This is a genomic window from Plantactinospora soyae, assembly GCF_014874095.1.
Classification (GTDB): domain Bacteria; phylum Actinomycetota; class Actinomycetes; order Mycobacteriales; family Micromonosporaceae; genus Plantactinospora; species Plantactinospora soyae.
In genome coordinates this window covers 7,633,002-7,646,764 of sequence record NZ_JADBEB010000001.1, presented here as the reverse complement: position 1 = coordinate 7,646,764, position 13,763 = coordinate 7,633,002, and the positions used below count along the sequence as shown (strand labels likewise).

At 71.5% G+C, this 13,763-nt stretch carries 15 protein-coding genes; 6 read left to right on the top strand and 9 right to left on the bottom strand.

The annotated features are described in order from the left end of the window. Positions 1–155 precede the first annotated feature (155 nt). The 3 genes from H4W31_RS33555 to H4W31_RS33545 all read right to left on the bottom strand — a co-directional run bounded on the left by H4W31_RS33555 (position 156) and on the right by H4W31_RS33545 (position 2,052). Entirely contained in the window at positions 156–821 is a 666-nt protein-coding gene (locus H4W31_RS33555) for a response regulator (protein ID WP_192770283.1), read from the bottom strand. 613 nt (positions 822–1,434) lie between these two features. Beyond that, complete coding sequence (locus tag H4W31_RS33550; protein ID WP_192770282.1) at positions 1,435–1,683, bottom strand: flavin reductase; 249 nt, start codon at positions 1,681–1,683, stop codon at positions 1,435–1,437. Between the two features lie 3 nt (positions 1,684–1,686). Next, the gene (locus H4W31_RS33545; RefSeq protein WP_192770281.1) at positions 1,687–2,052 is read right to left on the bottom strand and encodes a hypothetical protein; all 366 of its coding nucleotides are present in this window, start codon (positions 2,050–2,052) and stop codon (positions 1,687–1,689) included. A 233-nt stretch (positions 2,053–2,285) separates the two neighbouring features. Between H4W31_RS33545 and H4W31_RS33540 the strand changes: the two genes are divergently transcribed. The 6 genes from H4W31_RS33540 (at position 2,286) to H4W31_RS33515 (ending at position 6,302) form a co-directional block, all read left to right on the top strand. Continuing rightward, complete coding sequence (locus H4W31_RS33540; RefSeq protein ID WP_192770280.1) at positions 2,286–3,083, top strand: helix-turn-helix domain-containing protein; 798 nt, start codon at positions 2,286–2,288, stop codon at positions 3,081–3,083. Next, positions 3,070–3,261: a DUF397 domain-containing protein gene (locus tag H4W31_RS33535; protein WP_192770279.1), complete on the top strand. Its 192-nt coding sequence runs from the start codon at positions 3,070–3,072 to the stop codon at positions 3,259–3,261. Before H4W31_RS33540 ends, H4W31_RS33535 begins: the two co-directional genes overlap by 14 nt. A gap of 151 nt (positions 3,262–3,412) precedes the next feature. Beyond that, on the top strand, positions 3,413–4,267 hold the full coding sequence (locus H4W31_RS33530) for a hypothetical protein (RefSeq protein WP_318783552.1): 855 nt from the start codon (positions 3,413–3,415) through the stop codon (positions 4,265–4,267). Positions 4,268–4,524: 257 nt separating this feature from the next. After that, positions 4,525–5,346 carry a C1 family peptidase gene (locus tag H4W31_RS33525; protein ID WP_192770278.1) on the top strand — a complete coding sequence of 274 codons (822 nt, stop codon included), beginning with the start codon at positions 4,525–4,527 and terminating at the stop codon, positions 5,344–5,346. Between the two features lie 46 nt (positions 5,347–5,392). Next, on the top strand, positions 5,393–5,719 hold the full coding sequence (locus tag H4W31_RS33520) for a protease inhibitor I42 family protein (protein WP_192770277.1): 327 nt from the start codon (positions 5,393–5,395) through the stop codon (positions 5,717–5,719). Between the two features lie 133 nt (positions 5,720–5,852). Further along, a complete protein-coding gene (locus H4W31_RS33515) occupies positions 5,853–6,302 on the top strand; it encodes a DoxX family protein (protein ID WP_192770276.1) in 450 nt (149 codons plus the stop codon). Positions 6,303–6,384: 82 nt separating this feature from the next. On the opposite strand, the gene H4W31_RS33510 is transcribed toward H4W31_RS33515, so the two are convergent. The 6 genes from H4W31_RS33510 to H4W31_RS33485 form a co-directional block, all read right to left on the bottom strand. After that, on the bottom strand, positions 6,385–7,557 hold the full coding sequence (locus tag H4W31_RS33510) for a 4-hydroxybenzoate 3-monooxygenase (protein ID WP_192770275.1): 1,173 nt from the start codon (positions 7,555–7,557) through the stop codon (positions 6,385–6,387). Between the two features lie 71 nt (positions 7,558–7,628). Beyond that, positions 7,629–8,831 carry a CynX/NimT family MFS transporter gene (locus H4W31_RS33505; protein ID WP_192770274.1) on the bottom strand — a complete coding sequence of 401 codons (1,203 nt, stop codon included), beginning with the start codon at positions 8,829–8,831 and terminating at the stop codon, positions 7,629–7,631. A gap of 47 nt (positions 8,832–8,878) precedes the next feature. Beyond that, positions 8,879–10,339 carry a benzaldehyde dehydrogenase gene (locus H4W31_RS33500; protein ID WP_192770273.1) on the bottom strand — a complete coding sequence of 487 codons (1,461 nt, stop codon included), beginning with the start codon at positions 10,337–10,339 and terminating at the stop codon, positions 8,879–8,881. Positions 10,340–10,388: 49 nt separating this feature from the next. After that, positions 10,389–11,993, bottom strand: a complete 1,605-nt coding sequence (locus tag H4W31_RS33495; protein ID WP_192770272.1) for a thiamine pyrophosphate-binding protein — start codon at positions 11,991–11,993, stop codon at positions 10,389–10,391. Then, complete coding sequence (locus tag H4W31_RS33490) at positions 11,990–12,943, bottom strand: ABC transporter ATP-binding protein (RefSeq protein WP_225945803.1); 954 nt, start codon at positions 12,941–12,943, stop codon at positions 11,990–11,992. Before H4W31_RS33490 ends, H4W31_RS33495 begins: the two co-directional genes overlap by 4 nt. Continuing rightward, positions 12,940–13,749, bottom strand: a complete 810-nt coding sequence (locus tag H4W31_RS33485; RefSeq protein WP_192770271.1) for an ABC transporter permease — start codon at positions 13,747–13,749, stop codon at positions 12,940–12,942. The genes H4W31_RS33490 and H4W31_RS33485 overlap by 4 nt, the downstream gene beginning before the upstream one ends. Positions 13,750–13,763: the final 14 nt, after the last annotated feature.

Below are 13,763 nucleotides of genomic sequence, written 5' to 3'. Positions count from 1 at the left end.
GTGTGAGCTCACCGAGGTCGACGAGCCGAGAAACGACTCTGAGCTCACACACTTCCGCACTGAACGGGCGGTGACGTGGAGGGCTGCAGGCGGACCCGGCAGTGGAGCGGCTGGGAACTACGGTCGCGCCCTCGACTGACGCGCGAGATGAAATGCTAGACCGGCCGGGTGAGTCTCAGGTTGTAGGCGAGGATGACCGCCTGGATCCGGTCCCGTGCGCCGATCTTGGCGAGGACCCGCCCGACGTGGGTCTTCACCGTCGACTCCGACAGCGTGAACCGTTGCGCGATCTCGCCGTTGGTGAGGCCCTGGCCGATGGCGACGAGGACCTCGCGCTCGCGGTGGGTCAGGAATCTCAGCCGGGGATCCTTCCGCACGGGTCCGCAGAGGTCATCGTCGAGCCGGTCGGCGAACGCGTCGAGCAGCCGCCGAGTCAGCGTCGGCGCGATCACCGCGTCCCCAGCGGCAACGGCCCGGATGCCGGCGAGCAGCTCCTCCGGGCCGATGTCCTTGAGCAGGAAACCACTCGCCCCGGCCCGCAGCGCGGCGAACGCGTACCGTTCCACGTCGAACGTCGTCAGCACCAGGATCCGCGAACGCCCACCGGCTGCGACGATGCGCCGGGTCGCCTCGATCCCGTTGACGCCCGGCATACGGATGTCCATCAGCACCACGTCGGGGCGCAGCTCGATGATCTGCCGAACGGCCTCGGCGCCGTTGCCGGCCTCGCCGACGATCTCGGTGTCGGGGGTGCACTCCAGCAGCACACGAAACCCGAGGCGCTGCAGCGGCTGGGCGTCCACCACGAGCACAGAAATCACGAATGGCTGCCCTTCAGGGTCGAGACCCGCGTCGCCCGGCGATGCCCAGTTCATACCGAGCGAACCTGAAACGACCGTTAGAAACGGCGCTCAGGCGGACTTGCACGGCGAGCGTGCCGGTTTTACGCCGCTTTTTTCAACGAAGGATGAACAAGAATCTCTCCGTCTGCCTTCGTCAGCCAACGCACTCACCTCGGCAGAAGCGGAAGCCAAGTGCCGCGCCGTGTTGTGCGGTCGCCCGTCACGCAACGTTCCGGCTGAGCCTGCTGGTCGATCTCGCAGCCGTCACGGCAGCCGGTCACCGAGAAGCCGCCCACCACCGATGCAGCGCTGAACGTCAAGCCGTACCTGTCTCTGCACTGGGGTCGGTACGCCGACAGCTTGGCCCGACGCCGCGTTGACGTCCTCCGCGCCACGCGCCGCAACCACACCTTCATCGGGACCGGTCACGCACTCGCCGCATGACGAAACCCGTAGGGACATCCCCGGCGGCAGGCCGCAGGGCCCGCCGACCCGACCGGCCGGTCCGGCGGTCGACCGGAGCGCTCCGGTCGACCGCCGGACCACCGCGCCCGATCCTTGCGGAGTGCGGGCCGGTCGGGTGACGAGGCGGTCAGCGGCGGCGGGGCACCCAGTAGAGGATCTGCCCCGCGAGCAGTGCGGGATGTGTGTTGGGCAGCGCTTGCAGCGCATGGGCGAGGTGCGCGCCGAGGTACACCATCAGCCCCGTCCGGTCGTTGCGGTACGCGACAGCCAGTGCCAGCCGGGCGGAATGGCAGGGCCAGGGATCGGCGCACCCCCGGCAGCGATACAACGGGTACGTCGGAAGGTGCTTACGCCAGCGTTCCTGCGGGCCGATCACCGGTCACGTCCGCGTACCGGGCCGGGTGCGGTACTCCTGCGCGGGCGCCTGCCTACCCGGCCGGCCGTTCGCCAGATGCGGGCGGGTGGGCCGGTCCCATCCGGGGCCACGGTTGCTCGCCCGAACCCGGGCCGGCGGCGGAGGCGGGTCCGGGGTGACGGGTGATGGCGTGGCCGCCAGGGCGCGGATCTCGGCCTGTTCCGTCTCCGTCAACCGGGGTGGGGGCGGCGGCTGGTAGGGCGCGGGCACCAGTTCGATGGAATCCGGGCAGCGCCAGGGCCAACCGCAGCGGCAGTACCGCCAGAGCCGGCGCCAGTTCCGGCGGGGGTAGGGCCGTGGTCCGGTCAGATGCCGGAGAAGCCGCGTCATCGTTACCTCCTCGGGGAGTTGGAGGGAGCCGGTCTCGGTGGGGGTCGAGACCGGCTCCCGAGGCAGGTTCCATCCGGGCGTTTGGCGGTCACCGAGCAGTTCCGCTTGGTGACACTCTGATATGGACGGCACTAGGCTCGTAAGGCGATCGAGCAGGTCACGGCGCTGGTCTGGTGGGCCATCGGCGGCGACTGGCGACTCTTGGTGATCAAGACAAAACTTCTGGAGGTCCGATGGGACACGAGGACGCGTTCGCCTTCATCCGAGACCAGCTCCGCAGGCAGCGAGCCCTGCGCGGCATGTCACAGGAGGAGTTCGGCAAGCGGGCGAACTACTCGGCCTCGACGGTGTCCGCTGTGGAGACCGGCACGCGGCCGATCGACATGCCGTACGCCAAGCGGGCCGACGAGATCCTGGAGACCGGCGGCCTGTTCGTGTCGCTGCTCAAGGCGGCGCAGCGGGACAGCGAGCCCATCTGGTTCAAGCGCTGGCTGGACGCCGAGCGGGCCGCCACGCAGCTCCGGAATTACCACCCGACCCTGATCCCCGGGCTGCTCCAGACCGAGAACTACGCCCGCGCGGTGCTGCGCTTCGACGCCACCCGTCCAGAGGAGGAGGTCGAGAAGTTGGTGGCATCCCGGCTCGAACGGCAGGAAATCCTGACCCGGGACCACCCGCCCCTGGCGATATTCGTCCTCGACGAGTCGGCCCTGCGCCGCCGGGACGCCATCATGGCCGAGCAGTTCAGACACCTGATACGGATGGCCGAGCTGCCCTACGTCCAGTTGCACCTGGTCCCCGCCGACGCCGGCCTGTACGTCGGTCTCTCCGGGCAGCTCGCCCTGGCCAGGTCCGCCGACGGCAACTGGGTGGGGACCCTGGAGAACCAGCTGGCCGATTTTGTCGTCGGTGACGAGGATGGGATCGCCACGCTGCTCGGGCGGTGGGAGGGTGTGCGCGGCGTAGCCTTGCCGCAGAACCTGTCGCTCGCCCTGCTGAAGGAAGTGGAGAGCCAGCATGCACCTCAGTGACGCCCGATGGCGGAAGTCGACCCGCAGCGGCACCAACGGCGGCAACTGTGTCGAGGTGGCCGACAACCTGCCCGGCGTGGTTGCCGTACGCGACAGCAAGGACCCGACCGGACCGGTGCTGAACTTCGGGCCGGCGGCGTGGCGAGCCTTCGTCGGCCAGGCTGCCAGCCGGGGCTGACCCGGTCCGGGCCCGTTTGCCGGCGACCATGCCGACCTCGACGGCGCACTCGCCCGATCGCGTGATGCTCGGTGACACGGAACCGACCGGGGCTCTGGTCCGTCTGATTGGCATGAGAACGTGGCGAGGTGTCCGGATAACCTGTATCGGCGTGGTGCTTCTGCTGGCCGCGGCCTGTGCCCGGGAGGGCAGTGGGGCGGGCGACGACGGGCCGGGCGGTTCGGGCGGCGATCCCGGCCCGGCCGACCCGAATGGTGTGGTGCTCCGGGTGGAGCACGTCGGCGGGTATGTGGCGCCGGCCACCCGGCTGACCCGGGTGCCGATCGTGACGATTTACGCGGACGGGCGGGTCATCACCGAGGGCCCGCAGATCGCCATCTACCCCGGCCCGGCACTGCCGAGCCTTCAGCAGCAGCGTATTCCGCTCGACGAGGTCGACCGGCTGATCGCGCAGGCCCAGGCCGCCGGTGTCGGCTCCGCCGCCGATCTCGGCCGGCCGTCCGTCACGGACATGCCGTCGACCCGGTTCACCGTGTCGTCCAAGACCGGCACTGAGGTGCTGGAGGTGTACGCGCTGTCCGAGGGCAGCCAGGGCGCGGGCGGGCTGACCGAGGCGCAGCGTACGGCGCGGACGGAACTCCAGAAGCTGATCACCGTACTCACCGACCTGGCCGGGACACTGGGGCCGGACAAGGTCGAGGCGGCGAAGCCGTACCAGGCCGAGGCGGTGGCCGCAGTGGCGATCCCGTGGCAGGCCGACGACAACGGGATCGCCGCTCCGCCGGAGGTTGCCTGGCCCGGCCCGGCCCTGCCGGGGTCGCCGCCGGCAACCGGCCTCGACCAGGGTTGTGTCGACGTACGCGGTGCCGAGGCGACGGCGCTGCTCGGTGCGGCCGCCAAGGCGAACGCCCGTACCCCGTGGACCTCCGGCGGCAAGCGGTGGCAGGTCAGCCTGCGTCCGCTGCTGCCCGACGAGGCGGGCTGCGCCGACCTGCCGGTCGACTGACGTCCGGCCCGGCTGCGGTTCCGGTTCCTGTCGTGAATGCGTCTCGACCCGCTCGACGGATCGGACCCGGGGGATCGGCCCGGGGGCGCACAATGGGTGACGCGGCGGCCTTGACGCGGAACGGCCCGTTTCCGACCTGCGAAAGTGGGATGGGACGGGCCGCTCCGGGCATCGCCCGGGTTTGACGCGCAGCCCGGGTTTGACGCGCAGCGGCCGCTTCCCACCCCGCCCGCCAGGGCCCGGTCGAAGGCGAGTCGATGGAGCAGGAGAGACGTTTCGCGGTGGATCCACCGGAGACGAGCGCGGGCGAGACACCCGGGCCGGAGCTGCTCGGCCGGCTGTACCGGCCGGATGCGCGAGACTGGGACATCCCGCGCCTGCTGGAGATCGCGGAGCCATCCGAGTCGATCCGTCAGATGACCATCGAACAGGTGCTCGCCGACACGCCGTACTTCTCGGACTGGCGGGCGTACCTGGTCTTCTGGCGCTGGCTGCGGACCCAGCGCGAGCCCGTGGCGACCAGCGACGCGGCACCGGCCTGGGAGCTGACCACCCAGCTCGACCAGGGGCAGACCGGGCACTGCGTGGGGTTCGGCTGGGCGGGCTGGGTGGACGCCATGCCGGTCGCGGGCACGTACCAGAACGCCGACGGGCACGCGCTCTACTACGAGTGCAAGGTGATCGACGGCGAGCCGGGCAAGGAGAACGGCTCGACCGTACGGTCCGGGGCGTTGGCGGTGCGGGAGCGGGGCCGGCTCGCGGCCTTCGCGTTCGCGCACACCCTCGCCGAGATCGACGAATGGATCGACAGTCAGGGCTCGATCGTGGTGGGCACCCCGTGGACGAAGGACATGTTCAACCCGGACGAGAATGGCTTCGTCACGCCGACCGGCGCGGGATCCGGCGGACACTGCTATCTGATGCTCGATCGGATCGCGGACGAGGACGCCTATCTGTTCCAGAATTCCTGGGGTCCGGGCTGGGGTCACGGCGGTCGGTTCAAGATGAAGCGCGGCGACTTCGATGGACTGCTTCAGGAACAGGGGGAGGCGTGCTGCGCGGTCGAGTTGCCGCACTGACCGGATCGGTCGTTCCCGGTCGGCGGGTCGCGGGGTGGGATCCGGTATGGCTCAGCTTGAGCTGACCGAGTCCGACGCCGGACGATCGTACAGCCCGTCGCCCGGTGACCTCGTGGTGGTCCAGCTTCCCGAAACGCCGAGTTCGGGTTTCCGCTGGCAGCTCGATGAGATCGACGTGGGCGTGCTCGCTCCGGCTGGGGACAGCTTCCGGCCGGACCGGGACGGGTTGGGGGCCGCGGGAATCCGGCAGCTGCGGTTCACCGTCGTCGGCCCCGGGCGGACCAGCGTACGGCTCGGGCTGCGGCGGGGCTGGGAGGCGGGGGAGCCGGCGACCCGGCGGTTCGAGGTGGCGATCCTCGTGGCTGGGGATTAGCTCCGGGCGTGACCGGTAGGGGGCACCTGTCGGGCAGGAATGGGAGTCTATTGACATCCATCAATGTCACTGGATAACGTGGCGTTGCCGTGGGACGCCAATAGCTACCCCTGCCAGTCGCAAGGAGTGTCCCATGACCAATGCCAAACTCACCGACCTCGTCACGACACTGTTCCGAGTGGTACTCGGGCTGTTGTTCGCGCTGCACGGCGCCGCCTCCCTGTTCGGGATCTTCGGCGGCAATCGCGGCAGCGGTGAGGCGATCCCGCTCGGCACCTGGCCCGGATGGTACGCCGCCGTCATCCAGTTCGTGGGCGGGCTGCTCGTGCTGGTCGGCCTGAGCACCCGGATCGCGGCCGTGATCTGTTCCGGCTCCATGGCGTACGCGTACTTCGTGGTGCACCAGCCGGACGGGCTGCTGCCACTGAACAACGGCGGCGAGACGGCGGCGCTGTTCTGCTGGTCCTTCCTGCTGGTCGCCGTACTCGGCGCCGGTCGCTGGTCGCTGGACGCCACGCTCACCCGTCGTCGGGGCCGCACCGTGGCCGAGAGCACCGGCCGGGTCGCCGCGCCCGCGGGATAGCCGACCGGGCCCACTGGTCCGCACCGGGCCCCGTCCGCTGATCGGCGCAGATCGGACGGGACCCGGTGTGCCACGAAGTGCGTCAGACCTCGGCGAGTCCGACGTAGTTCTCCGCCAGGCTGGTGGCGTACGCCCGGGACGAGGTGACGTAGTGCAGGGTGGAGAGCTGCAACTTCGCCTCGTACGGGTCGTCCGTCGCCAGCCGGTGCAGCAGCGAGGTCATCCACCAGGAGAAGTGCTGGACCCGCCAGACCCGGCGCAGCGCGGTGTCGGAGTAACCGGTCAGCAGATCGTCGCGGCCCTCGTCGTACCAGGCGGCGAACGCGTCGCCGAGCAGCGCGACGTCGGCCAGCGCCAGGTTCATCCCCTTCGCGCCGGTCGGCGGCACGATGTGCACCGCATCGCCGGCCAGGAACAGCCGCTCCCACCGCATCGGCTCCACCACGAGACTCCGCATCCCGGTGACGCTCTTCTCCAGGATCGGTCCGGTGTTCAGCGACCAGCCCGGCACCGTCTCCAGCCGGGTCCGCAGCTCCGACCAGATCCGGTCGTCGGGCCAGTCCGCGATGTCGGTGTCCGGTGCGACCTGTAGGTAGAGCCGGGAGATCTCCGGCGAGCGCATGCTGTGCAGCGCGAACCCCCGGTCATGGTGCGCGTAGATGAGTTCTGAGGCCGCGGGTGCGGCGGCGGCGAGTACGCCCAGCCAGGCGAAGGGGTACTGCCGCTCGTACTCGGTCAGCACGCCGGCCGGCACCGCGTCGCGGCTCACCCCGTGCGAGCCGTCGCAGCCGGCGACGAAGTCGCAGTGCAACTCCTCCTCGCGCCCCTGGTGCCGGAACCGGATCACCGGCGAGGTCGAGTCGAGCCCGGACAGGCGTACGTCCTCGACCTCGAACCGCAGTTCACCACCCACGGCGGTACGGGCGGCGATCAGGTCCTTCACCACCTCCTGCTGCCCGTAGACGGTGATCGCCCGCCCGGTCAGCTCGGTCATCGCGATCCGGTGCGCCGTACCGCCGAAGCGCAACTCGATGCCTTCGTGCCGCAGCCCCTCACGGTCCAGTCGATCCCCGAGCCCGGTACGCCGGAGCAGGTCGACAGAGCCCTGTTCCAGTACGCCGGCCCGGACCCGGTGCTCCACGTAGTCCCGGCTGCGACGCTCCAGCACCACCGAGTCGATGCCGCTGCGGTGCAGCAGGTGCGACAGCAGCAGGCCGGCCGGCCCCGCCCCGATGATCCCGACCTGGGTACGCATCGTTCCCCTCTCTGAGGTTCCGACTTCCACGAATCAGGCTCCGACTTCCACGAATCGTCGCCGTCGGCCCGTCACACCTGCCGGTTCTGGCCCGCGCCGAGCGCGCTCAGCGCCATCGCTCCCGTCACGACCGTCAACGCGGCCAGCGGCAGGCCCCAGCCGGTGGACAGGTCACGCAACCCGCCGACCAGCACCGGACCGGTGGCGCCCAGCAGGTAGCCGACCGACTGTACGGCGCCGGACAGCGCGCGTGCCGACGCGGGCGTCCGGGCCCGCAGCACGAGCAGGGTCAGGGTCAGGCTGATCGAGGCACCCTGGGCGAGTCCGGCGACCGAGGTCCAGAGCGGGTAGAGCGACGGCACGGTGAGCAGCCCGAGCAGCCCGACCGCCCAGCCCGCGCAGATCACCAGCGCCAGCCCGCGCTGGTCGTGGCGTCGCACCGCGAGCGTGGGCACCAGCAACGCGGTGCCGATGCCGAGCAGGTTGAACAGGGCCAGTGCCCCACCCGCGCGGGTCGGGTCGACGCCCTGGTCCCGCAGCAGGCTGGGCAACCAGGTCAGCATCGCGTAGTAGAGCATCGACTGGGTGCCCATGAAGACGGCCAACTGCCAGGTCACGGGGGAGCGCAGGATGCTGCCCCGACCGTCGCCGCCGGTGTCCGGTGCCACGGCGCGATGGCGACGGCGTAGCTGCGGCAGCCAGCCGAGTGCCGCGATCGTGGCGAGGCCACCCAACGCGAGCAGCGAGCCCCGCCAGCCCAGCCCGACGCTGTACGCCAGCGGGGCGCTGACCGCCGCGGCCAGCGTCGCCCCGGTGGTCAGCGACGCGGTGCTGAGCCCGGTGGCGAGCCCCGGCCGCCCGGGAAAGTGCTGCTTGACCGCGCTGGGCACGAGCACGTTGCCGACGGTGATCCCGGCTCCGATGATCGCGGTACCGGCGAACAGCCATCCGGTGTGCGGCAGGGTCCGGGTCAGGCTGCCGACGACGATGCCGAGCATCGCGCCGAGCAGTGCCAGTTCGATGCCGATCCGGTGGCCGAGCAGTGCGGCCAGCGGGGAGAGCAGGCCGAAGCAGAGGACCGGAAGGGTGGTGAGCAGGCCGGCCGCACCACGGCCGAGATCGAGGTCGAGCTGGATGTCGGGCAGCAGTGGCGGCACCGCGGCGATCGCCGCGCGCAGGTTCAGCGCCAGTAGGACGATGCCGAGCAGCGTCAGCCAGCCAACCCGGGCGGACCCGGGGCGGCCCTCCGGTGCGACGTCGGCGGCGCCGGCCACGGGGGCACGGTCGGCCGGCGTCGCACCGGGAAGCCGGGGTTCGCGGCTCAGAACGGGTACCTCGTGATGTCGCCCTGCACGGTGACCCACTGGGTCTCGGTGAACGCGGCGAGGTTGGCCGCCGGACCGCCGAGCCGGGGCCCGTTGCCGGAACCGGAGACCCCGCCGAACGGGGCGACCGCCTCGTCGCTGACCGTCTGGTCGTTGATGTGCACGATGCCGCTCGGGACCCGCTCGGCGAACGCCATCGCCTTCATCACGTCGCGGCTGAGGATGCCCAGCGACAGGCCGTACTCGCTGTCCGCGGCCAGCTTCGCCGCCTCGTCCAGGTCGGCGAAACTGAGCACCGGCGCGACCGGGCCGAAGACCTCGTGCGCGTACGCCGGGGTGGCCGGGGTGATCCCGGAGAGCACGGTCGGCCGGTAGAACAGGTTCTCGTAGGTCCCACCGGCGACCAGGGTCGCTCCGGCGTCGACGCTGCTGGTGACCAGCGCGTGGATCTTGTCCCGCTGCTGCTCGTCGATGATCGGGCCGAGCGCCACGTGCTCCCGGGCCGGGTTGCCGACCGGCAGGTGGTCGGCCTTCTCGGCCAGCCGGCCGATGTACTCCTCGGCCAGCGACTCGTGCACCAGGTGCCGGCCGGTGGTCATGCAGATCTGCCCCTGGTGCAGGAACGAGCCCCAGGCGCCGGCCGAGACGGCCAGGTCCAGGTCGGCGTCGTCGAGCACGACCAGCGCGGAGTTGCCGCCGAGTTCCAGGAGCACCCGCTTGAGGTGCCGGGCGGCGGCCTGTCCGACCTGCCGGCCGGCGGCGGTGGAACCGGTGAAGCTGATCAGGCGGACGTGCGGGTCCGCGACCAGTGCCGCACCCGCGTCGGGTCCGCCGGGCAGCACGTGCAGCACGCCCGGCGGCAGCCCGGCCTCCTCGAAGATCCGGGCGATCGCGACCCCGCCGGCGACGGCGGTCCGGGGATCGGGCTTGAGCACCACCGCGTTGCCCAGGGCCAGCGCCGGGGCGACCGAACGGATGCCGAGGATGATCGGCACGTTGAACGGGGAGATCACCCCGACCACCCCGACCGGCAGCCGGCGGGCCAGGCTGAGCCGGGGCTGTGCACTCTGGATGATCTCGCCGAGCGGGTGCGAGGCGAGTGAGGCCGCCTCGTAGCACTCCTGGGCGGCGGTATCGGTCTCCAGGGTCGCCTTGGGCGGCACCGAGCCGGTCTCCCGGATGATCCAGTCGCCGACCTCGGCCGCGTGCTCCTCCCACAGTTGTCCGGCCCGGCGCAGCACCGCGGCCCGCTTGTCGTAGCTGGTGGCGGCCCAGTCGCGCTGAGCCTGCGCGGCGCGGGCGGCGGCCCGGGCGATGTCGGCGGCGTTGGCGATCCCGGTGCGGCCGATCTCCTCGCCGGTGGCCGGTTCGAGTACGGCCGCGTCGCCACCGTCGGCCCGGACCCAGCCGTCGCTGTAGACCCTGCCGTGCCAGGTCGTCGAATCGAGAAGAGCCACGGAATCCTCCTTGGGGTGGTGGTGCGTCGCGGGGGCGACGCCGAGCGGGTCAGGCCTTGGGGTACGGCTCGGCACTCACCGGCACGTCGAGCAGCAGGGGTTCGGTCCGGTCGGCGAGGGTCGGGACCACCTCGTCCAGCACGGCGACCAGTTCGGCATGGCTCCGGATCCGACGCGACGGGCAGCCGAGGGAGCGGGCCAGCCCGTGCACGTCGACCTCCTCGAACGCCGGCCAGGGCGCGGTGCCGCCGTACCGCTCGGTGAGCTGGTTCATCACCGCGTAGCGGCCGTTGGACAGCACGATGTACAGCACGCCGCAGCCGTACCGGGCGGCGCTCCACAGTCCCTGGATCGCATAGAGCGAGGAACCGTCGCCGAGCAACGCGACCACCGGCCGGCTGGGATCGCCGAGGCGCAGCCCGGCCGCGGCGGGCAGGCCGAAGCCGAGGCCGCCCATTGCCGCCGAGACGAAACCGCGGGGCGCGCGGGCCGGCAGCAGCCGGTGCAGGTCAGGCCGCGACGAGGGGCTCTCCTCGACCAGTACGACGTCGGCGGGCAGCCGCTCGGCGAGCGCGGCGAAGACCTGCGTCGCCCACATCGGCTCCCCGGTTACCGGCGGTGGGACCGGGGCCGGCGCGACAGGTCGGGCGGGTGCCGGCCGGTCCCGTGCTGCGACCCGGCCGGCGAGCGCGGCGCAGAACGTCGCCGGATCGGCGCGTACCGCGAGGTCGGCGTGGCTGCGGTGCAACTCGGCCGGGTCTGCCGAGACGACCGCCACGGCCAGCCCGTCCGGAAGCAGTGGGCCGGGCTCGTAGACGTACTGCCGGAAGGCGGCGGTCCCGACGACCAGGGCCAGGTCGTGCCCGGCCAGTACCGAGCGCAGTCTGGTCCGGTTCACCGGCAGGTGGCCGGCGAACCGGGGATGGTCCTGCGGGAAGCCGGCCCGGGCGCCGAACGCCTCCTGCCAGACCGGTGCCCCGATCCGGTCCACCAGGTCGACCAGCGCGTCCCAGCTGGCCCGGTCGTCCGCGCCGGCCCCGACCACCAGCACCGGGGAGGTGGCCGCGTCGAGCAGCCCGGCCACCTCGTCGACGGCCGGGCCGGGCGCGGGAGCCGCCTGCCGGACCGTGACCGGCGCGGCCAGGCCGAGGGAGGGATCGATCTCGACGGCCCAGTCGTCCATCGGCACCACCACGATCGCCGGCCCGCCGTGCAGGGCGGCCTCGTGCCAGGCCCGGCGTACCGCCGCCGGGACGTCCTGGGCCCGCACCGGCTGGTCCACCCAGACCGGGTACGGGCCGGCGAGCTGGTCCAGCCGCCCGGCGAGGAACGGCTCCTCGGCCAGATGCCGGCGATCCTGCTGCCCGACCAGTACGACCAGCGGCGCCCGGTTGACCCGAGCGGTGGCCAGGGCCCCGACGGCGTTGCCGAGCCCCGCCGTGGTGTGCAGGTTGACCACTGCCGGCGCTCCGGTGGCCAGCGCGTACCCGGTGGCCATCCCGACCACGGAGCCCTCGTGCAGGGCGAGGACGAACGTCAGGTCGTCGGGCAGGTGGGCGAGGAACGGGATCTCGGTCGAGCCGGGATTGCCGAACACCCGGTCCACCCCGCATTGCCGCAGTACGCCCAGGGTGGCGTCCCGGACCGTGGTCATCGGGTGCCCGCGTCGGTCGGCTGCCGCTCCTCCGTCGTCTCCGGCCCGGTGTCGGTGTCCCGGGGCTCTGCCGGCGGCACAGCCCCGGCGTCCGTTTCCGATCCGGCGTCCGTTTCCGATCCGGCGGCCGGCCCCGGCTCGCCGGACTGGTGCTTGGCGCGCTGGATCTGCCCGAACACCTGGGCCCGCAGCTCGGCGAACCGCGTCGACGACCGGGTGCTGAGCTGGTCACGCTCGGCGGGCAGGTCGATCGCGACGTCGTCCAGCACCACGGTCGGCGAGGAGGAGAGCACCAGTACCCGCTGGCCGAGGTAGACCGCCTCGTCGATGTCGTGGGTGACGAACAGGATCGTCACGCCGAGCCGCTGCCACAGCGACCGGACCAGGTCTTCGAGGTCCGCCCGGGTCTGCGCGTCGACCGCGGCGAACGGCTCGTCCATCAACAGGATGTGCGGTTCGTACGCGACCGCACGAGCCAGCGCCACCCGCTGCTGCATGCCGCCGGAGAGCTGCCAGGGATAGGCACCCGGCACGTCGCCGAGGCCGACCGCCTCCAGCGAGTTGCGGACCAGCTCCTGGCGGCGGGTGCGGGGCAGCTTCTTCTGCTTCAGCGGCAGCTCCACGTTCTGCTGCACCGTCATCCACGGGAACAGGCTGCGACCGTACTCCTGGAAGACCACGGCCATGCCCGGTGCTGGCCCCTGCACGGCGGCACCCTCCAGGAAGACCTCGCCGGAGGTCGGCGCGAGCAGCCCGGAGATGCACTTGAGCAGGGTGGTCTTGCCGGCGCCGGACGGGCCGACGACGCAGACGAGGTCACCGGTGCCGACGGAGAAGGTGAGGTCACGGACCGCCTCGACCGACCGGTTGCGCCCGGTGTACACCTTGCGCAGCGCGCGGACGTCGAGCAGTGGTCCGGCGGCCTCGGGGGAGTTACCTGTCGCGTTCATCGGTGCCCATCGTCTCGTTGTGACTGCCGTAGGCCGAAGTACCAGTGCAGGGCCCGCCGCTCGAAGAGTCGCAGCAGTACGGCGAGCAGGAAACCGAGCAGGCCCAGCAGCAGGATGCCGGTCCACATGTTGGTGACCGCGAAGGTCCGCTGGAACTGGATGATGCTGAAGCCCAGCCCGTTGTTCGCGGCGAACATCTCGCTGATCACCATGAGGATGATGCCCACCGAGAGGGCCTGTCGGAGGCCGGTGAGGATCTGCGGGGAGGCGGACCGGATGACCAGGTGCCAGACCCGGGCCGGGCCGCGGATGCCGTAACAGCGGCAGGTCTCGGTCAACACCTCGTCGACCGCCCGCACCCCTTCGACGGTGTTGAGCAGGATCGGCCAGACGCAGCCGGAGAGGACGACCAGCACCTTCATCGTGTTGCCGAACCCGGCGAAGAGCATCAGCACCGGTACCAGTACCGGCGGCGGGACCGCCCGGAGGAACTCCAGTACCGGTTCGAAGAACGCGCGTACCCGCCGGAACGATCCGATCAGTACGCCCAGCCCGACGCCGAGGACGACCGCGAGGATGAAGCCGGCGGAGAGCCGGAGCAGGCTCGGCAGTACGTCGGCCTGTAGCCGGTCGCTGCGCAGCCAGACATCGTCGAAGGCGGCCAGGATCTCCGACAGCGGCGGCAGGTAGAAGGTCTCGCTGTCGGCGGAGAGCACCCACCAGAGGACGAGCAGCGCGACCGGCAGGCCCAGCACCGCGGCGACCCAGCGCAGCCCTCGCCCCACCGTCCCGGCGATCGCGCCCATGGACTTACGTCCCG

Excerpts from the sequence above, each read along its gene's own strand:
- H4W31_RS33490 (WP_225945803.1), bottom strand. The coding sequence starts at position 12,943 with ATGAACGCGACAGGTAACTCCCCCGAGGCCGCCGGACCACTGCTCGAC.
- H4W31_RS33520 (WP_192770277.1), top strand. The coding sequence starts at position 5,393 with ATGGCTCAGCTTGAGCTGACCGAGTCCGACGCCGGACGATCGTACAGC.
- H4W31_RS33515 (WP_192770276.1), top strand. The coding sequence starts at position 5,853 with ATGACCAATGCCAAACTCACCGACCTCGTCACGACACTGTTCCGAGTG.
- H4W31_RS33540 (WP_192770280.1), top strand. The coding sequence starts at position 2,286 with ATGGGACACGAGGACGCGTTCGCCTTCATCCGAGACCAGCTCCGCAGG.
- H4W31_RS33495 (WP_192770272.1), bottom strand. The coding sequence starts at position 11,993 with ATGACCACGGTCCGGGACGCCACCCTGGGCGTACTGCGGCAATGCGGG.
- H4W31_RS33525 (WP_192770278.1), top strand. The coding sequence starts at position 4,525 with ATGGAGCAGGAGAGACGTTTCGCGGTGGATCCACCGGAGACGAGCGCG.
- H4W31_RS33510 (WP_192770275.1), bottom strand. The coding sequence starts at position 7,557 with ATGCGTACCCAGGTCGGGATCATCGGGGCGGGGCCGGCCGGCCTGCTG.
- H4W31_RS33485 (WP_192770271.1), bottom strand. The coding sequence starts at position 13,749 with ATGGGCGCGATCGCCGGGACGGTGGGGCGAGGGCTGCGCTGGGTCGCC.
- H4W31_RS33535 (WP_192770279.1), top strand. The coding sequence starts at position 3,070 with ATGCACCTCAGTGACGCCCGATGGCGGAAGTCGACCCGCAGCGGCACC.
- H4W31_RS33545 (WP_192770281.1), bottom strand. The coding sequence starts at position 2,052 with ATGACGCGGCTTCTCCGGCATCTGACCGGACCACGGCCCTACCCCCGC.